Source organism: Gemella morbillorum (genome assembly GCF_900476045.1).
GTDB classification, from domain to species: Bacteria; Bacillota; Bacilli; order Staphylococcales; family Gemellaceae; genus Gemella; species Gemella morbillorum.
The window spans coordinates 871977-892624 of the sequence record NZ_LS483440.1; the positions used below are offsets into that span (position 1 = coordinate 871977).

At 27.3% G+C, this 20648-nt stretch carries 18 protein-coding genes; 7 read left to right on the plus strand and 11 right to left on the minus strand.

What is annotated here, in order from left to right; all coding sequences use genetic code 11:
• The first annotated feature begins 51 nt into the window (after nt 1-51).
• From pgsA to DQN46_RS04295, 3 genes are all read left to right on the plus strand, one after another.
• Nucleotides 52-624: a CDP-diacylglycerol--glycerol-3-phosphate 3-phosphatidyltransferase gene (gene pgsA / locus DQN46_RS04285; protein ID WP_111743139.1), complete on the plus strand. Its 573-nt coding sequence runs from the start codon at nt 52-54 to the stop codon at nt 622-624.
• 212 nt (nt 625-836) lie between these two features.
• Nucleotides 837-1535, plus strand: a complete 699-nt coding sequence (locus DQN46_RS04290; RefSeq protein ID WP_004632004.1) for an ABC transporter ATP-binding protein — start codon at nt 837-839, stop codon at nt 1533-1535.
• A gap of 1 nt (nt 1536) precedes the next feature.
• Nucleotides 1537-3873, plus strand: coding sequence for an ABC transporter permease (locus DQN46_RS04295; RefSeq protein ID WP_111743140.1), 2337 nt, complete (start codon nt 1537-1539; stop codon nt 3871-3873).
• Between the two features lie 10 nt (nt 3874-3883).
• Here the strand turns inward: DQN46_RS04295 and xerS are convergent, their stop codons facing one another.
• The 3 genes from xerS to DQN46_RS04310 form a co-directional block, all read right to left on the minus strand.
• The gene (gene xerS, locus DQN46_RS04300) at nt 3884-4936 is read right to left on the minus strand and encodes a tyrosine recombinase XerS (RefSeq protein WP_224207388.1); all 1053 of its coding nucleotides are present in this window, start codon (nt 4934-4936) and stop codon (nt 3884-3886) included.
• A 607-nt stretch (nt 4937-5543) separates the two neighbouring features.
• Nucleotides 5544-5732: a 50S ribosomal protein L28 gene (gene rpmB, locus DQN46_RS04305; protein ID WP_004631997.1), complete on the minus strand. Its 189-nt coding sequence runs from the start codon at nt 5730-5732 to the stop codon at nt 5544-5546.
• A gap of 117 nt (nt 5733-5849) precedes the next feature.
• Nucleotides 5850-7250, minus strand: a complete 1401-nt coding sequence (locus DQN46_RS04310) for a GntP family permease (protein ID WP_111743141.1) — start codon at nt 7248-7250, stop codon at nt 5850-5852.
• Nucleotides 7251-7471: 221 nt separating this feature from the next.
• On the opposite strand from DQN46_RS04310, the gene DQN46_RS04315 reads away from it, so the two are divergent.
• A complete protein-coding gene (locus DQN46_RS04315; protein WP_170120633.1) occupies nt 7472-8062 on the plus strand; it encodes a TetR/AcrR family transcriptional regulator in 591 nt (196 codons plus the stop codon).
• A gap of 13 nt (nt 8063-8075) precedes the next feature.
• Nucleotides 8076-9413 (plus strand): MATE family efflux transporter, encoded by a 1338-nt coding sequence (locus DQN46_RS04320; protein WP_111743143.1) that lies wholly within the window; start codon nt 8076-8078, stop codon nt 9411-9413.
• A gap of 42 nt (nt 9414-9455) precedes the next feature.
• On the opposite strand, the gene DQN46_RS04325 is transcribed toward DQN46_RS04320, so the two are convergent.
• From DQN46_RS04325 to DQN46_RS04345, 5 genes are all read right to left on the minus strand, one after another.
• Nucleotides 9456-9992, minus strand: coding sequence for a DUF1697 domain-containing protein (locus DQN46_RS04325; protein WP_111743144.1), 537 nt, complete (start codon nt 9990-9992; stop codon nt 9456-9458).
• A gap of 64 nt (nt 9993-10056) precedes the next feature.
• Complete coding sequence (gene efp / locus DQN46_RS04330) at nt 10057-10614, minus strand: elongation factor P (protein ID WP_004631989.1); 558 nt, start codon at nt 10612-10614, stop codon at nt 10057-10059.
• Between the two features lie 133 nt (nt 10615-10747).
• Nucleotides 10748-11389 carry a tRNA (guanosine(46)-N7)-methyltransferase TrmB gene (trmB, locus tag DQN46_RS04335; RefSeq protein ID WP_111743145.1) on the minus strand — a complete coding sequence of 214 codons (642 nt, stop codon included), beginning with the start codon at nt 11387-11389 and terminating at the stop codon, nt 10748-10750.
• 12 nt (nt 11390-11401) lie between these two features.
• Nucleotides 11402-14269 carry an insulinase family protein gene (locus DQN46_RS04340; RefSeq protein ID WP_111743146.1) on the minus strand — a complete coding sequence of 956 codons (2868 nt, stop codon included), beginning with the start codon at nt 14267-14269 and terminating at the stop codon, nt 11402-11404.
• An 18-nt stretch (nt 14270-14287) separates the two neighbouring features.
• Complete coding sequence (locus DQN46_RS04345) at nt 14288-14800, minus strand: adenine phosphoribosyltransferase (protein ID WP_111743147.1); 513 nt, start codon at nt 14798-14800, stop codon at nt 14288-14290.
• Nucleotides 14801-15147: 347 nt separating this feature from the next.
• Between DQN46_RS04345 and DQN46_RS04350 the strand changes: the two genes are divergently transcribed.
• Both DQN46_RS04350 and DQN46_RS04355 read left to right on the plus strand, forming a co-directional pair.
• Complete coding sequence (locus DQN46_RS04350; RefSeq protein ID WP_224207389.1) at nt 15148-15672, plus strand: VanZ family protein; 525 nt, start codon at nt 15148-15150, stop codon at nt 15670-15672.
• Between the two features lie 9 nt (nt 15673-15681).
• Nucleotides 15682-16005 (plus strand): thioredoxin family protein, encoded by a 324-nt coding sequence (locus DQN46_RS04355; protein ID WP_111743149.1) that lies wholly within the window; start codon nt 15682-15684, stop codon nt 16003-16005.
• 98 nt (nt 16006-16103) lie between these two features.
• On the opposite strand, the gene recJ is transcribed toward DQN46_RS04355, so the two are convergent.
• The 3 genes from recJ to ligA are packed head-to-tail and all read right to left on the minus strand — an operon-like array spanning nt 16104 to nt 20645.
• Entirely contained in the window at nt 16104-18359 is a 2256-nt protein-coding gene (recJ, locus tag DQN46_RS04360; protein ID WP_111743150.1) for a single-stranded-DNA-specific exonuclease RecJ, read from the minus strand.
• 15 nt (nt 18360-18374) lie between these two features.
• Nucleotides 18375-18653 carry a LapA family protein gene (locus DQN46_RS04365; protein ID WP_004631977.1) on the minus strand — a complete coding sequence of 93 codons (279 nt, stop codon included), beginning with the start codon at nt 18651-18653 and terminating at the stop codon, nt 18375-18377.
• A complete protein-coding gene (gene ligA, locus DQN46_RS04370) occupies nt 18654-20645 on the minus strand; it encodes an NAD-dependent DNA ligase LigA (RefSeq protein ID WP_111743151.1) in 1992 nt (663 codons plus the stop codon).
• Between the last annotated feature and the right edge of the window lie 3 nt (nt 20646-20648).

The following is a 20648-nucleotide window of genomic DNA, read 5'->3' on the forward strand; positions in this document are numbered from 1 at the left end:
ATAATTAATGTATCATAGTTATAAAAATTATAGAAGGGTTTTTATTTACAAATGAATTTACCAAATAGAATAACCTTATTAAGAACAATTCTAATTCCTGTATTTATTTTCTTTTTATTATTTGATATGGGAGATAGTACAATAACAATATTAAACAGTCGTCCGATGAAAATAAATATATTTATAGCTGCTGTTATTTTTATTTTTGCATCAGTTACTGATTTCATTGATGGCTATCTTGCGAGAAAATATAATTTAATAACAAATATGGGCAAATTTTTAGATCCACTTGCTGATAAACTTTTAGTGGGAAGTGCTTTTATTGTAATGGTTGAACTAGGTATGATGCATAGCTGGATGGTCGTTATAGTAATAGCAAGAGAATTTGCAGTTACAGGGCTTAGACTACTTGCTGTAGAAAAGGGAGAGGTAATCCCTGCAGGTATTTTAGGAAAATTAAAGACTATTAGTCAGTTGGTTGCAATTATATTAATTTTATTAGGTAATCCAGTATTTAATATGTGGCATTTTGAACTAGATTATATTTTATTATGGATTTCAGTAATATTAACTATTCTTTCAGGAATAGAATATTTTAAAAATTCAATTCATGTATTTAAATAATTATTTGAAAAGTTAGTGATAGATTTATATCTACACTAATTTTTTTTATGATAAGTTATAAAATAAACTCAAGGATATTTTTTACCTCCTAGAATTTGTTTTATAAAAAATTTTATTTCTTAGATAATCTTGTGTTATAATATACTTGATAATGAGAATTCTTTTCTGTTGACTAGTTATTGTTTATTATTTCAAATATATAGGAGGTAACTATGTTTTTAGTTGTAAAAGATTTGAACAAGGCATATGGAACAAAAGAAAATAAAATTAATGTTTTAAAAGATATAAATTTTTCTTTAGAAAAAGGCTCACTTTGTACACTTTTAGGTCCATCAGGATCTGGTAAATCAACTTTGCTTAACGCAATTGGTGGACTCGAAAAAATTGATAGTGGTTCTATTGTAATAAATGAATTTGAAATTTCAAATCTTAAGCAAAAAGATCTTTCAAATTTTAGAAGAAAATATTTAGGTTTTATTTTTCAGTTCTATAATCTAATTCCAGATTTAACAGTAATAGAAAATATTCAGGTGGGTTCTTTTATACATAACAATCCCATGGATATTGAAAAATTGATAAAAGATTTAGGTTTATGGGAGCATAGAAACAAATATCCAAGACAATTATCAGGAGGACAACAGCAAAGATGTGCAATAGGACGTGCACTTATCAAAAAACCTGAAATATTACTTTGTGATGAACCTACAGGTGCTCTTGATTATAAAACCTCAAAAGACATTTTATCCCTTCTTCAAAAAATAAATAAAAAATATGAAACTACCATTATAATAGCAACACATAATGAGGAAATAACTAAAATGGCAAATATAATCATAAGACTTAAAGATGGTATTATATATAAAAATATTGAAAATGTTGAAGTAATAGATGCACAAGAACTGGAGTGGTAGTATGAGACACTTAAATAAAAGAATTTTTCGTAGTTTAAAAGCTCAATGGTCCAAAAATTTATTTCTCTTTATCCTTATGTTTTCTATGATTTCCATAACTTCAGGCATGTTAGTTTCATCAGGGAGTATCAAGGTTTTATATTATGACCTTATGTCTAAAGGAATCGTTGAAGATGGAAAAATATTATTTGCATTTAATCCAACAGAGGAAATTATAAAATCTATTGAAGAGACAAATGTAAAAACTGAAAAATCACCTTATATTGATGCCCAAATCAAAGAAGTAAAAAATGATAAAGCTCACAAAGAAATTAGAATTTATAAAAACAGAACAAATATAAATATTCCGGTTGTAAATGAAGGTGTTCTTGCAACAAACAAAAATGAAATTGCCTTAAATAAATTGTTTGCAAAAAATAATAATTTAAAAATAGGTGATACAATTACATTTGAAAAAGATTATTTTAAAGATAAAAAGGAACACACATTTAAAATAGTTGGACTTGTTTCTTTACCTGACTATAACTCATCATTTCAAAAAAATAATGATTTGATGTTTAATGCCATAGATTTTGGTATAGGACTGATATCCGAAGGAGAAAAAGATATTTTTAATGAAGGCAAATTAAAGTATCAAGTTTCTTACAGATTTAATGACAGAAATCTCAATGAACAAAAAATTGATGAAAAAAATAATGACATAGTAAAATCTGCAAATAAATCAAAAACCCTTTTGGAACAAATTTCAAGAAAAGATAATAACTCCATAAATTATCTCATAAGTGATATGGGTGGAGATAGACCTATGATGATTGCTATGTTATGCCTTATGGTAATCTTAATTGGATTTATATTTGCGCTTTCTATTGTAAGTAAGATACAAGAAGAATCTATAATAATTGGAATACTTCTCTCAAATGGATATAAAAAATCGGAACTTGTTTTTAATTACATAGCAAATCCAATAATAATAACTTTTTCAGCAGCAATTTTAGGAAATATTTTAGGATACACATACTTTACAAATTCTTTCAAAGAAGTTTATTATAAATCTTTTAATTTACCAAACTTTACTCCTACTTTTAATCTAGAAGCATTGATAATTACAACCATAATACCCATTTCTATAATATTGATTTTTAATTACTTATATATTTATAAAAAATTAAATTTTTCTCCATTAGATTTTTTAAGAAAAAATTTAAAACATTATAAAAATTATACAAAACAAAAAAACGAAAAAAATTTAAAAACACATAAAAATTTTTTAAGTAAATTTAGAAAATCAATTATAAAATCTAATAAAGGTGATTATATAGCAATAGTACTTGGAATCTTTATTACTTCAATATTGTTCATCTTTGGAATTTCGGCAAAACCAACATTTGAAGATTACGGAAATAAATTAAAAGAAAACTTGATTTGTAGTTATCAATACATATTAAAAACTCCAACAGAAGTTGAAAGTAAAACAGCTGAAAAATACACAACAATACCTGCTAGTGTTTATCATAAAGTAAGAAAAACAGATGAAGATATACTACTATTAGGAATTAATGAAAATTCAAAATACTTTAACACCAAAAAATTACCCAAAAATAAAGATGAAATAATTATAAGTGAATATCTTTCAAAAAAACTTAGAAAATATATAGGGGATGAGATAACCATAAAAAGTAAATTATTAGATAAAGGAAAAACTTATAAGATTGTTGATATATACAATAAATCATCTAATCTTTCTGCTTTTGTAAAAAAAGAATTTTTAAATGAAGAAATAGAGCAAGAAAAAGATTTCTTTAATGGATATTTCAGTGAAGAAAAGTTGGATATTGATGAAAGATATATTGTAACTACAATAAATGAAACTTCTATAACCAATATTTCTAAACAATTATATGAAATTATGGGGCCTCTTATTAATACATTTATATTTTTATCTACCATTTTCTTAGCAGGTTTTATATACAGCCTTATGAAAATAATAACCGATAAAAATACAATACAGATATCATATTTAAAAATTTTTGGATATACTAATACCGAAATATCAAAAATTTATATACATCCTATAACTATAACAATATTAATAAGTTTAATAGTTCTTATACCACTTGAATTATATGCAGTAAAAGAAATAATGTATTATTCTATGCTAAAATTTTCAGGGTATTTAGAACTATATATATCTACAAAAACAATAATATTATCTATTATTTTAACACTAACAACTTATATATTTGTAAGCTTGTTACAGTTCTACAAAATATCAAAAATGAATTTTAATGAAATTTTAAAAAACAAAGAATATGTAGTTTACATAATTAAAAGTATGTAAACTACATATTCTAATCATCTAATTTATCAATAGACTGTTTAATAATTTTCTTAGACTCATTTATATATAGCATTGATGTATCGCTGTTCGAATGTCCCATTTGAGTCATAATAATCGGAATATTACCATTAGTTTTAAGGGCAAGTTTTGTACCATAGCTATGACGTAATTTATGGGGTGACATAGGTACATTAAACGCATCTGTATACTTCATAACAAGTTTTTGAATAGCACGAATTGATAATCCTGTTTTATTTTTGGTAACAAAGACAAAATCCTCGCGTTTTAATGAGAAGGGAAGTGATTGAAAATACTCACTGATTCTCTCTAGTGCAGATTTTGTTATAATAACGGTATCAACTTTGTTTCCTTTACGAATTACATTTATTTCACTGTTACGAAAATCAATATCCTTTACTTTTAAATTCGCAAGTTCATTAACCCGAATACCACTTTTTAAAAAGAGGGTGAGTATTGCAAGATCGCGAGCCTTGTCTCTCAAGAAAAACGTTTTGGCATGTTTAGATAAACTTTGTTCATATTCACTTTCAACAAAGTTTAAAAACTCCTCATCTTGAGAATCAAAGAATATTTTTTCTGATATTTTTTTAGAACGTGAAGATAATGTTTCTTTTACACGACTGATGGGAATTTTTAGCATTACATTACGTTCAAAATAAGCGTGGCCTTGCTCGGTTTCACTAGTAACAGTTAAAAATTTATATAGTGAACGCATAGCAGCTTTATAATTGTTTATCGTAGTTTGTGATCTATATTTACCATTAACTTCTTCTCGTGAAAGATCTTTAAAATAACTTTCCATTTCTTTTTTAGTTATATTTTCCAGAGTAGAAAGCTTAACATCTTTAATATTTTCAGCACTTGAAATTGTTTCTTGAATAGTCCAAGTCAAAAAGTTTTTATATGTTTCTAAGTATCTATGTAATGTTAATGGAGACAAATTATCATAATGAGTGTCTACAAAATCTTCAATATATTCTGGGAATTCTGGAAGAAGTTTATTTATTTTTTGTTTGTAATAATCTCGTTGATTCATCGCCATTACAGTATTCTCCTCTATTTATTATTTATACATATAATATGTATTATGCGAACAAATATATTATATCATATACAAGCTTCTCTTTCAAATAAAATAAATTTATTTAATAACATTTAATTTTAACTTTAACTCCTCTTTTAAAAATTTCGTAATTTTTTAATTATTGATTTTAGAAAACTTATTTTAACTAATTGTTAATACTACACTTATTAATTTTAAATTTTCTAATCGAGTATTTCGTTCATATATACTCCACTTGCAAATTTTTTATATAACTTAGTACTTATCACTTAAATTTTATTTTTCAGCATAGATTTTTAAAATATCAAAAAAACAACTCATAAAATCAAATATAAGACGCTTAAAATAATTTTTGGTATAATTATTCAAAATTCAAAACAAAACGCTCAGAAGCCGTTTAAACGTCTAATTTTCTTTTTTTACTAAAAATTACCCATTTTTAGTCACTTTCAAATAACTTTTCAAGAATTTTTATAAAATTCAGATAGAATATTTATAAAGTCTTTATTTTATAATTTAAAACCATAAGATAAAGTAAAAAACTACCTAAGTAAAACTTAGATAGTTTAAAGTTCATCGCTTTTAATTATACACGCTCAACTTTTCCAGATTTTAAAGCTCTAGCAGAAACCCAAACTTTCTTAGGTTGTCCGTCTACTAAAATTGTTACTTTTTGTAGATTAGCTTTGAATTTTCTTTTAGTTGCGTTCATCGCGTGTGAACGAGTATTTCCTGAACGAGCTTTACGTCCAGTAACGTAACAAACTTTTGCCATGAATTAATCCTCCTTTTGGAAATAGTTTATTCATAACATTTACTACATACACAAGATATAATATAACATACCTTAACATAAATATCAAGCAAAAAAGCTAATAAAGTTAGAAAATCTTTAAATAATCGATGTCATAATTAAAATAATGCAAAATGCTATTAAAGATGCCACAGAGGTACCTAGTGTCCATGTTTTGAATGTAGTTTTAAAATCAAGATTCAAGTATTGCTTAAATAACCAAAAGCCGGGATCATTTACATGTGAGCAAAATATACTTCCAGCAGTTATGCTTAACATAATAAATGTTGGAGAATATGTAACAGCTGAAATAAAAGGTTCTGCAATTGCTAATGTCGTTATAGCAGCAACAGTAGCACTACCTAAAGCTATTCTAAGAACTGCAGCTATTATAAAACTTATAACTAAAGGCGATAGGTTTAAATTACTTGTAAGAGTAACAATTTCGTCAGTTATTTTTGAATCAACTAAAACTTGCTTTAAACCACCAGCTGCACCGTTAATCAAAAGTACCACAGCAATATTCTTGATAGATGAACTTAATATAGGGGTTATCTCAAAGATTTTTTTATCTCTAGATTTCATTAATATAGCAATTGTTACTACTAAACTTATCAACAATGCTGTCACAGGATTACTAATAACGGTCAAAAAAGCTATTGTATTTGGTGATACATTAGGTATATTTAACAATATCGTTGGTAGAGTTATTAAAATAACTGGTAGCAAAATCAATAATATTGAAGATATAGGACTAATTGCTGTATTTTTTATTTCGAATAAGGTTTTATCTATAAATTTCGTTTTTTTCTTTGGTTTTATATCTATTAATTTCGAATTAGTTAACAGTATTCCTCCAATAATCGCTGTCGGAATTGCTACTATAAGACCATATAAAAAGACTTCCCCCATATTCAAATTAAAAGTTCTTACTATAATACTTGGACTTGGATGTGGTGGAAATAGCGCGTGAACAGTAAGAACTCCAATACTTGTCGGAAGAGCTAGATACAGTTTATTTAATTCTAATTCACGAGCAACAGATAAGATTATTGGTATAACCAAAATAAAAGCTACATCAAAAAACAATGAAAAACTAATGCACATACCCGCAACTAATAAACCTAATTGAATTTTACTTACACCAAATAAATTAATTAATTTTTTTGATGCTATATCAACTGCCCCTAGTTCTTCTAAAACTTTTCCGAACATTGCTCCTAAAGCTAATATTAAAGATAAATGACCTAATAATGTCCCGGTCCCCTTCTCTATCGAATCAATCAAATTAGTAGGAGATAATCCTAACAATAATCCCAAAATAAATGCCACTATCAATATAGAAAGAAATGGTTCAAAACGTAATTTTGTAATAAAAAATATTAATATGCTTATCCCTAAAAATACGATAAGGAGTCTATAAGAATATATACTTAAAAAAACTGTCATTATAAAATATACAATAAAAACTAGGTGAATTAATAATTTATCTACTTTCATCACTCTCTCCTCATAATCTCATCAGTTTATTATAACACTGATAAATAGAGTAAGTAAAGATATTAGTTTTATATTGATTTTACAAATAATATTACGTTTCAAAAATAAAAAACTATTTTTTTAAGATTTTTTATATGCTTTTTATAACCTTGAAAAAAGTTTTTAAAAATGCTATCATAATATTACCGAGGGTTAACTCGGTAATTAGCGAGGTAAATTCTATGGTTAAAAAAAGATTAAAAAAAGAAGAAAGAAAAAAAATAATTCAAGATATATCAAAAAATGTATTTTTAAAAAAAGGGTTTGAAAATACTACAATGCAGGATATTGTAACTGCTACAGACATGTCTATTGGTGGTTTATACCATCATTATAAAAATACAACAGAAATATTTCATGATATCATGACACAAGCCAATACTCTTAGAGAAATTGCTATAATACAAAAACTGACTAATAATAAAATTACACTTCAACTACTCTCTTCTATTATTGTAGATAAAATCTTGGCTGACAATGAATTTGTTTCTCTTTATATTATGTTTTTAAAGCAAATAAAAGAAAACGAGCCTCTGAGAGCTCTTAACGAACAATTAAAAACTGAATCAAAAATTAAACTGAACTCTATTTTATCAAAAGCTGATGAATCCATCTGTTATTCTGATGATATGTTTGATATTCTTACCAATATAATAAATTCTTTTCTTTTGGGATGTGAATTATTAGAAGCTAGAAAAAATTTTAAAAATGAGCGAAATATACTTGAAGAAATGATTGAAATTTTACTAGAAAAATATATAAAAATAACTTAAGGGGAAAAATATTATGAATACAAATAGCAAAGAATTACTTACTGAAACTCCATTTAAAATTATGCTTAAATTATCAGTTCCAGCAATAATAGGGATGATGGTTATAGGATTATATCCATTGATGGACGGAATATTTGCTGGCCAACTTTTAGGACAAGATGCAATGACTGCTATCGGTGTTTCAATGCCGTTCACGTATTTTAATACTGGGGTCGCTACATTAATAGGAGTAGGTTCATCATCTATATTATCTCGTGCAATTGGAGAAAATAATAAAGATACTTTTAAGAAGATAATGAACAACTTATTATTTTGGGTGTTAATATTATCATTAATAATTACTATATTAGGCTTTATTTTTTCTAAGAAATTACTTAGTCTTATAGGAGCTGAAGGAATAATACTAGATTTAGCAAATAGATATTTAACTATTATTTTTACAGGTTCTCTATTTGTAAACTTTGCCCAGTCTGCTAATATGCTTCTACGTGGTGAAGGTCTCATGAAAAAAGCCATGGTTATAATGACCTTAGGTGCTGGACTTAATATTATACTAGATCCTTTATTAATGATAGCTATGAGAAATATTGACAGAGGTATTGAAGGTGCTGCAATAGCGACCGTTTTAGCTCAAATTATTCAAGCGTTTGTTACATATTACTACTTTAAATATAAAAGCAATACTATAAAAATAGAAAAAATTAAAAAAGAAATAACTATAAGCAAAGAGGTTTTTGCTGTTGGTGTGTCAGCTATGCTTATGCAAGTTTTAACCATTATTCAGCAAAGTATTCTTTATAGTCAAGCATTTAGGTATGGAGGAGATGAAGCTGGGTCAATTATGGCAGCAACTCTAAGAATTATGGCATTTTCATTCATACCACTTTGGGGCATGAGTCAAGGATTACAACCAGCTATTGGAACTAATTTTGGAGCAAAAGAATATATTCGTGTTAAACATATTTTTAAAATTTTTCTTCTATCCTCTATTCTTCTAGCCGCTATTTTTTGGATACCAGCTATGCTATTTACAGAAAACTTATTAAGTTTATTTGGCCTATCAAATACAGCTTTAATAAATGGTATTTTATACTTTAGAATTTTTTATAGTGTATTTTTAGGCTATGGTATTATGATTATGACACTAACTTTCTTTCAAGCAATTGGAGACGCCAAATCTGCAGGTAATCTTGTTATAATGAGACAAATAGTTATCTTTGTCCCTGCAATGATTATACTCCCTATGTTTTTAGGACTAAATGCTATTTGGCTAACCCCTCCAATAATAGATATCTTTATTATAGTTATCAGCATATTCCTTTATATTAAAGCAATTAAGAAATTTAAATAGAAAGAAATCCTACAACTACAGTTGTAGGATTTCTTTCTATTATTATTTAGTAAGTAATTCTATAATTTTTTCAAATGTTCTAGCATTCCTTATAGTAATAGATTTATAAAAACTCTCTTTCATAAGTAATTTATGATATGAAGTTGATAAATAGTTTTTCTCATCGGATTTCCCCAAAAAGACAGCTTTTTTCCCGAAATAGACGATTTCATTATTTAATGGCATCATCTTTATTCGCTCTTTCATTGTAGAATAGTCGACTTCATCACTATAAAAAAGGACATCTCTTCTAAAAAGTTCCTCTGACCACCATTCAGGTAAATTAGAAATCTCGTCCAAATATTCTTCTTGTGTCAGTATTACTTTATTTATAGGAAAAGAAAAAGTATCTAACATTTGCGATATCTTCTCCTTAACAATTTCTTTTTTGTCATTAGACTCAAATATTATATTTCCACTATTAATGTATGTGATGACATTTTCGTATCCTAATTTAGAAATCATATCTTTTAAATCGCTCATTACGACTTTATTTTTTCCACCGACATTTATCCCACGAAGTAAAAGTACATATTTCATTTTATTCACCTCTTTTTAAAAAACTCTCTACTAAAAAATAGAGAGTCTTTTAATGTATTTTATCTTATGCTCTTGAAACATAAGTACCTTCAGAAGTATTAATTACTAATACATCTCCCTCTTTTACGAATAAAGGTACTTGTAATGTGTATCCAGTTTCTACTGTAGCTGCTTTAGTAGCACCTTGTGCAGTATCACCTTTAACACCTGGTTCTGTTTCAGTAACTTCAAGTTCTACCGTTGTTGGTAGATCGATTCCTAAAATTTCATCACCAAACATTAAGATTGAAACTTCCATATTTTCTTTTAAGAAGTTTAATTCATATTGTAGTTGTGCTTCTGGTACTTCGATTTGTTCATATGTAGCATTGTCCATAAATACATATGCTTCACCTGTAGAATATAGATAAGACATTTTTTGATTATTTATTTGCGCCTTAGCAACTTTTTCTCCAGCTCTGAAAGTTTTATCATTAACAGCTCCAGTACGCATATTTCTTAATTTAGAACGTACAAAGGCAGCTCCTTTACCAGGTTTAACGTGTTGGAATTCCATAACTTTCCAGATGTTACCATCAACTTCGATAGTCACACCAGTTTTAAAATCATTAACTGATATCATTATTTATATTTCTCCTTTAATTTATACTAATATTATTATAAATAAAAATTTTTTTAAAATCAAGATAAAACTTAATTACTTAAGATAAGAAATTAAGTTTTAGTTTACATAATATAAAATATGTAAACAATACTTATTTTTCTTTTATTGCTTCTACCATATAAATTCTATTACCTTTTTTTATAAACTTGTCCTCATACTCAGTATGAACATTGTCTTCTTCGTAGATACTATTAGTTAAATCTAGCGATAATTTATTAAATGTAAAGCCATACTTAGCATAACTCATTAAACTGTATTCAAATAATCCTTGATTATCAGTTTTTTGAACTATTTTCTTCTTATTATTTAAAATAGTCTCATACTTTTCTAAAAACGTATGGAACGTTAAACGGCGTTTTTCATGACGAGTTTTTGGCCAAGGATCTGAGAAGTTTAAGTAAAGCTGCGTTACTTCTCCGTCGGCAAAGTATTCAAGAAGGTCTTCTGCATTTCCTGAAATTAATTTAAGATTTTGTCTATGTGTTTCTTCTACTTTATCAAGTAAAAAAGTTAACACTGTTGGCTGAGCTTCCATCGCAATAAAATTAATATCAGGATATCTTTCTGCTAGTGTGTGGATAAACTTCCCTTTTCCACTTCCTATTTCTAAGTGAATCGGGTTATTATTACCAAAAATTTCTTTCCATTTTCCTTTATTGTATTTTGGTTGTAAAAATACAACGGGACTATTTTCAAGACGCTCTCTAGCGTCTGCTCTATTACGAACTCTCATTAATGTTCCTTTCTATTTTAATTCTATTGTTTGTGTAAATAATTCTTTATTTTCCAGTACTTTTTCTTTCGCACCTAAAACACATTTAAAACTAGAGAATCTTCTATTTTCAAATTCTGAACACAATTTTTTCAAATCAGTAACTGTAGTATTTTTGATTTCTGATACAATAACATCGTATTTCTCATATGGACTTTCTGTTAAATACTGAGCTAGCGAATATGATGCTTGAGCACTTGGTGACATAAGAACATCCAATGTATTAAGCGCACCTATGATATATTTATTAAGCTCATTATTATCAGCGTCAAAATTAGCAATATACTCCGCAATATTATAATAAATATCTAGTGTTTCTGTGAGATTTGGATCACGATAAGACCATAATGTAAAATCACCAAAAGTACTAAATATAGCACCTGAGCCATATGCTCCATTTCTTACACGAACATTATTCCATAAGTAGTCAAGACTTAATATATGGCGTAATACTAAATGCGTTCCACTATAATGCCCAACATTATACCCTACTCCAACATATTGAACTAATGAATCAAAGTAGAAGCCTTCTGAATAATTGTCTTCTTTTAACACTATATTAAATCCATCTTGTTTATTAATATCGTTTGGTAATTTATTAATATATGATAAAATTATTTTTTTGTAATTTATATATTCTTCATTATCACCAACAAAGTTTACTAATAGTCTTGACCTATTAAAAATTAATTTTACAACTTTATACAAATTATCTTGTATATTAGTTATATTTTGCTCAAAGTTATCTAATAAACCTTCTATAAACAGATAAAAATCATACTCACTATGATAACTTGTTAGTTTACCATGTATACTGTTGTAGCTGCTAATTCTACGGGCTACAAAAGCATGTCCAGAATTTTTGAATTTATTATCTAGCATTAGTTTAATTTCTAAAAGAACGCTATATAATGCTTCTTTATTATCGAAGTCAGCATTTAACGTCGTCTCTTCCATTATAGTAACAAGTTTTTCAGCTTTTTCTACTAAATTCTTAGCTCCTACAATAAATTTAACCTCACATTTATCACTTTTATACTTTCTAAACACATCTATATGTGAACTAAGTCCACCTAAGTTTGCAGAAATCTCTTTAACAACTTCTGCTTCTGTCTTTTCTTTTGTATTAAAGTTAAACAGTAAATATGTCAGTAATGATGCGTATTGCAATTGTTTAACGCTAAAATCTGTAATATCAAATAATAGTTTGGAATATGAAATTCCATTAGTTATTGTATTGAAATGCGAGTATTTAATATTATTTATAGTCTCAAAATTAGTTTTGTTAAATGGATTTTTCAACTCTACTTCACGGGCATCAACACTTTTAATTTTTTCTAAATCTTCTTTTTTATCTGTACTAGCTTGCCACTCTTGAAGTTTCTTAGTTTCTTCTAAGATTTCTTCTACTTCTTTTTCACTAAGTTTTGACTTATAACTTATTAAATCTTTTTCCTTATTTTCCTTTTCAGTAGTCGGCAATAAATGAATAACAGCTTGTTTATTATTTTTCAAAATAAAATTTTTAGCTAATTTCTCAAAGTTTTTTTCATTGCAATTTTGCTGTAAACTATTAACTATACCATCTAAATCAAAGGCTTTTAATATGTTTTCTTCGTCGTACAACCAAGTACGAAGTAATCTTATTGCATAAGATACACCTTTTGGAGATGATGTTTTATTAACTTCTTCTTTTATTGAAAAATTCTTTTTGTTAATAGATGCTTGAACCTGTTCATAATCAAAGCCAGTATTAATAATATCACTTAATAACTCTTTGTATAATTTATCAAGCTCTGTTAATTTGTCATCTCTTACATACTTAAAAATAATTGAATATACTGCTTCTTTGCGGTCTTTTTGCAGATAACTATATACATCTTCACAGATATTATTATCTATAAAGTATTTTCTAAATTTTGTGTTACTGCTTCCTAATAAAATATCATCAATAATATCAATATTTTCAATTTTAGCAAAATTACTACTATCTCCAAGTATATAGTTATAAGCAACATAAGATTTATCTTTAACATCTTCGTTAAAATATGTATGTTTAACTATATCACTAGAAAATGTTTCTTGTCGTTCCAGCTTATAATCGTTATAATCCTTATACTCATAATTATCTAGATAACTATCAATATGTTCTAAATATTTTTCTACATCCAAATCTCCATAAAGAACAATATAGCTATTACTTGGGTGATAGTTATATTCATACGTTTCAATAAATTCTTTATGAGTTATTGATGGAATAGCTTCTGGTTTCCCACCAGATGAATATTTATATGGTGTCTCACTAAGTAGATGTTCTGATATATATTGATCAAGAACTTCATCAACAGAAGAATAAACACCCTTCATCTCATTATATACAACACCTTTATAAATAAGCTCGTCATCTTTATTTTCTAAATGATAATGCCAACCTTCTTGAGCAAGAATATTCTTATTTTCAACAAGTTTAGGATTAAAAACGGCATCTAAATAAATATCTATTAAAATTTCTAAGTCTTTCTCATTTTTAGATGATACTGGATACATGGTTTTATCAGGAAATGTCATTGCATTTAAAAACGTATTAAAAGAACCTTTAAGTAATTCTACAAAAGGTTCTTTCACTGGATATTTCGCTGAACCACATAAAACAGAATGTTCTAAAATATGAAAAATACCATTGTCATTATACGGAATAGTTTTAAAACTTATGCTAAAACTTTTATTAATATCATCATTCTTAAAGAATACTAGACATGCTTTTGTTTTAACATGCTCATATAAATAAGCAGTTGTATTTATATTTTTTAGATATTTTGTTTCTTTTAGTTCAAATGTCATATTTAATTTAGTAGTAGATTACATTTTTAGTAATGTAAGCACATCATAACCATTTAGTTTATCTTTTCCATTTAGACCATCTAATTCGATTAAAAATGCGATACCTACTACAATTCCTCCTAGTTGTTCTACTAATTTAATAGTTGCTTCGATAGTTCCACCAGTCGCAAGTAAATCGTCTGTGATTAAAACACGTTGCCCTGGCTTAATTGCGTCTTTATGCATTGTTAGTGTGTTACTACCATATTCTAAATCATACTTGTAGCTAATTACTTCACGAGGTAGTTTATTTGGTTTTCTTACTGGTACAAAACCTATTCCTAGTGAGTACGATACTGGACAACCAATAATAAATCCACGTGCTTCTGGACCGACTACTACATCAACTTTTTTTTCACGAGCATAGTTAACAATTTGATCAGTTGCATATTTATAAGCTTCCCCATCAGCCATTAATGTTGTAATATCTTTGAAACTAATTCCTTCTTTTGGCCAATCTGGTACAATTGAAATATATTTTTCTAAATTCATTTATTTTCTAATCTCCTAAAAGTTTTCTTAACTCATATATTATACTATAATTCATGAGAATAAGCAATTTTTACAGCACTTTATTCCCTATGAAATCATTATTATTTTAACTAGAAAAAGGCTTTATTCTATTATTCAAAAAATATCTCTTTGGAAAAACGTTTAATCAATAAACTTATTTAATCATTTATAATTTATACTATGTGTTTTAACTTTCTTTTAAATAGGTAAAGTATATTAAATAGATATATTAAACAATTTATTATATAATAAAATTATAATAAATTATTTCAGTAAGTATTAACCTCTCTTTATTTACATAGTTCGAAAAAATGAAAGGAATTATCATGAAGAAGTTTTTTGAAAGTAAATTTTTATCATGGCTATTATTTATAATTTATATCAGTATTTTATCATGGATAATAATTGCAAAAATGGATTGGTCACTAATAAAAACCATAAATACTAATTGGCTAGAAAACCCTAGATTACTGCTTCATCCAGGTACAACATGGCAAACTATTAATCTCACTCCGTATGCTTATTTTGACTACATGGAAGTTCTATTAAATATTGCATTCTTTATCCCTCTAGGTATATTTATATATTTATTAAGAAATAAAAATAGTATACTTTTAACTACTTTTTTAGCCTTTCTTCTTAGTTTAGTATATGAACTTACTCAATACATCTTTGTTATAGGTTTCCCTGATATAACTGATATTATAGATAATACACTAGGAGGATCAGTTGGATCTATCCTTATAGGAATCATAAGTTTAATTTTTAGAAGTAAAACTAGATTATATATGAATATAATTTTATTCTGGTGTTCAATATATATCTTATATAAAATTTATTATTTAAGTTAGGAGAATAAAATGAAAAATTTTAATTTAACAAATGATTTTAATAAAATATTAGAAAATAATAAAATTGTGATTTTTCAATATGGAACTATCACCTGCGCGCCATGTCATTCACTAAAATATAAACTCACTCAGTGGCAAAAAGAAAATTCTAATATCGAAGTTTATTATATACCTATTGAAGATAATATAGAACTCGCTGCTCAAAATGGGATTTTATCTACCCCTACTATCGAAGTTTATATCGAAGGAAAGCTATTCATTCAACGAAGCGGATATTTCAGTTTAGATGAAATATTAAATAAAGTAGAAAAATATAAATCCATTCTTTACTAAACAGCTTTGTCTCTTATGATGTTAAACAAACGTCTAAATAAGTAAAAAACACTCCTCGTTATCATGTAAGGAGTGTTTTTTCGTTCAATAATTTGTTGTTATGAAAATACTTTATTAATATTCTCTATACTTTCTTTTAGGAAAATTCTCTCCATTTCGAAAATATTTTCCATTCTAACAAAACTTGAAGATTTTTTTAAGTCTACAATTTCATAATCAGGATTTAAAATAATTGTATTATTTTCAACCGTAACTAAATTTAACTCTTGAAAAATTTGTATCATTATTTTAAGACTATCAACATTGGTAACCAGCACTTTTAATATAGAATCCAAATGTTGAGATATATTTATTTGTTTGTTGGATGAGTTTATAAGAAGGTTAAATAGCTTTATTAATCTATTTTTATCTATTTTATAAATATCAGACATTACTTTACTTTCTGAACAAACTAGGTGTATTTTTTTAGGTTTTAACTCCAATAATTCTTCTACTTGTTTACGATTTTGTGGTATATCTAATAAATAAATGTTTTCAAATGTCTCATCTATATCTGCTAAATCTTTGTAACTATAAAAATTATTCTCTTTATTTACTAAGTGCTTAGAAAGTTTTAAGCAATTATTTGGAATATTATCTATATTAAAGTTTATTCCACGTAAGTCTTCGAATAAAAATTCTTTAATTTCCATATCAATAATATGTGCTTGTAATTTAGTGCGACCATTAAAATTATTTTTATCTAAAGTACAAAGTAAATCAATAATATCATTCTTTTCTATAGAATTGAAAGCCGAATTCTCTTTAAAACTTATACATTCTAAACTTCCAACCTCGTCTGCAATAGTTAATCTCATATACTGTTTCTCTGCGCCAAAATATGCTTTATCTAAAATCTTAGCATTCTCTAATAAAATTGTTGGCTTCTCAAAGTCCATACCATAAGGCTTCAATGCATCTAACGAATTTAAAAATTGATAACTCATTTCTTCTAATGAAGTTACTATATCAATAGTTTTTGTTGATTTTAACTCGTTTGTATTTTTATATTCTGCAAAATCTTTATTAAGTTCTTCTTCAATTGTTTCAAAATTATTTTCTTCAAAAGAAAAACCGGCAGCTAATGTATGTCCACCATAAGCAATAAATTTATCTCCAATTTTGTTTACGGCAGTATAAATATTAAAATCAAAAATACTTCTCGCAGACCCTTTTAAGATTCCATCTTTATTAGTCATAATAAGAACCGGTCTTTGATATCTTTCCACAATATTAGAGGCAACTATACCCAAAACACCCTCATGATAATCTCCATAAATCATAATAACATTTTTATTTTTCTTATCACTATTTTCTATTTTTGAAATAATATCCTTCACTATATCTTCTGTAACAGACTTCCTCTGAATATTATACTCTTCTATTTTTTCCGCAAGAATTTTTGCATCGTAAGCATCTTCTGCCATTAAAAAAGATAGACCTAACTTAGCGCTACTCATACGACCAATAGAATTCAGCTTAGGTGCAATATAAAAACCAATAGTTTGTTCATCAACTTTTGAAGTAATACCTGATAATTCTAGTAACATTTTTATCCCGATACGAGGATCTTCATTAATTAATTCTAATCCTTGTTTAACAAAGATTCTATTTTCATCAGTTAATGATACCATATCTGCAATTGTTCCTATTGCAACTAAATCCAAAAGAAAATCCGGGAAAATTTCTAATAAAGCATGAGCAAGTTTAAATGCAACTCCTACTCCAGCAAGTTTCCCAAATGGATAATTACCATCTGGATGCTCTGGATGAATAACTGCATAAGCGCTAGGGATAACATCTTGAATTTTGTGATGATCAGTAATAATAACATCACAACCAAGCTCGTTTGCAAGGTTTACTTCTTCCACACCTGCAATACCATTGTCAACTGTAATAATTAATGTAATACCAGATTCAATAATTTTTGTAAATGCCTCTTTATTAGGACCATATCCTTCATCAAATCTATTAGGAATATATGACGAAACATTAGCACCAAGTGATATCAATGTTTCCACTAATAATACTGTTGAGGTGATTCCATCAGCATCATAGTCCCCATATACAAGAATCTTCTCTTCATTTTCTATTGCATCGTTGATTCGATCAACTGCACGTTTCATGTCGTGCATTAAAAACGGATCATATCCTTCTTCGTAATCGTCAGAAAAAAATTTTTTTACTTCACTTATTTCATGAATTCCTCTAGAATCAAGAATTTTGGCAATATTTTTTGAAATATTGTACTCCTCAAGCTGCATTAGAAAGTTTTCATTATTTATAGGATAGAGCCATTTATACTTAATCCCCATTATTTCACCACCTGTCTATTCTTCTGAATCATCCTCTAATTTTTCTTTTGTAAATAGTAATTTTTCAGTTCGTTCATATTTTTTTGCAAGAGATTTATAACGTTGATACCAGTAAAAACTAGCAGCAATCCCCCCCATAAAAAAGCAAATAAAGAATAACAATGTTAAAGGTAATTTTAAAGTAAAGAATATAAATGATACCGGCACAGAGTTATAATTCATAATAAAAAATGTAACAACAGATACAAATGCTATTACAATCCCAAATACTTTATATGGTAATTTATTATCCATTTATTGTACCTCCTTCATTATATCTATAAATTCATCTTCACTTAACACTTGAATACCTAGTTGTTCTGCTTTAGCAAGTTTTGATCCTGCTTTTTCTCCAGCAATTACATAATCTGTCTTTGAAGTGACACTACCTGTTACCTTAGCACCAAAACGTTCTAAATATTCTTTGGCTTCATTACGAGTAAGTTCAACTAATTTACCAGTAAGAACTATTGTCTTCCCTGAAAATATATTGTCAGTATTTTTATTTTGTATCTCGTATTGTGGATTCATACCAATTTCAATTAACTCATTAATAAATCTAAGATTATTATCATTTGATAAGTAATCTACTATTGATTCTGCTGTGATTAACCCTATATCAGGTAATTCTAATAATTCATCAACTGTTGCTTTAGAAAAGTTAGTTAAATTTTTATAATATTCTGCAAGAATTTTACCTGCTTTTTTACCTACATTTAAAATACCTAACGCAAAAATAACTTTATCCAGTGAACTTTGCTTTGAATTCTCTATTGCATTTAAAAGATTATCTACCGATTTATCTCCCATACGTTCTAATTCGACAAGTTTATTACGATCTAAAGAAAATAAATCTATAGTATGTTTTATAATTCCTTTTTCATACAGTGTTGCTACTACTTTATCGCCTAGACCTTCAATATTTAATGCTTCTCGTGATGCAAAGTGAATAATTTTTCTAATATTTTGTTCTGGGCAATCCGGATTTAAACATCTTGTAAATGGATCGCCTTCTTTTGTAAAAGTTTTACTTTTACAAGATGGACATATATTAGGCATAACATATTTTTCACTATTAGCAAGACGTAATTCTTCGACTACTCGAACTACTTTCGGAATAATTTCTCCTGCTTTTTTTACCACAACCATATCTCCTATATGAATATCTAATTCATCTATGATATCCTTATTATGCAGAGAAGCTTTAGATACAGTTGATCCAGAAATATTAATAGGATTTAAGACTGCTACTGGTGTTATAATTCCTGTTCTTCCCACACTCAGTTCTATATCCAGTAATTTTGTCGCGAGTTCTTCTTCTGGAAACTTATATGCTGTTGCCCAACGCGGACTTTTTTGTGTACTTCCAATCTCTTCTTGTAATAAATAAGAATTTACTTTTATAACAATCCCATCAATTTCATATGGCAAGTCTTGTTTATGCTCTTCCCAATACATAATATAATCTACTACTTCATCTATAGTTTTACACAACTTAAAATTAGGGTTAACTGGTAGACCTAAATCAGCTGCTACTGTCAATGCCATTTTTTGTGAGTTAATATTTTCATCACCAACAACAGAATAAATAAATGCCGATAATCTTCTTTTAGCCGTTATTTTAGAATCTAATTGTCTAAGCGATCCTGCTGCAGCATTACGTGGATTAGCAAATAAAACTTCATTGTTTTCTTCACGTTCTTTATTAAGAAGTTCAAATGACTTTTTAGGGAGATATACTTCTCCTCGAACTTCAAATGATTTTTTAGTTTTAAGAGTTTTTGGAATAGAAAATATAGTCTTAATATTTTCTGTAACATTCTCTCCAACCATACCATCTCCACGTGTAGCGGCACTCACCAATTTACCATTTTCATAATTAATTGAAATTGCCAATCCATCTATCTTCAATTCACAAATATACTCTATACTGTTATCTGAAGATAACTTACTTATCCTACTATCAAAGTCTCTTAAGTCTTCTATTGAAAAAGTATTTGATAAACTCAACATAGGAACTTTATGTATAACTTTTTCAAATTCATCTAGTACTCTATCTCCCACTCTTTGTGTTGGAGAATTGTCTAGAATGAATTCTGGATATTCTTGTTCTAATTTTTCTAGTTGTTTGTATAATGTATCATACTCAGTATCGCTAATTTGTGGATTGTCTTCTACATAATAGTCATACGAATACTTATTTAACAGTGCAACCAGTTTGAAAATTTCCTCTTTTATGTGTTCCACTTC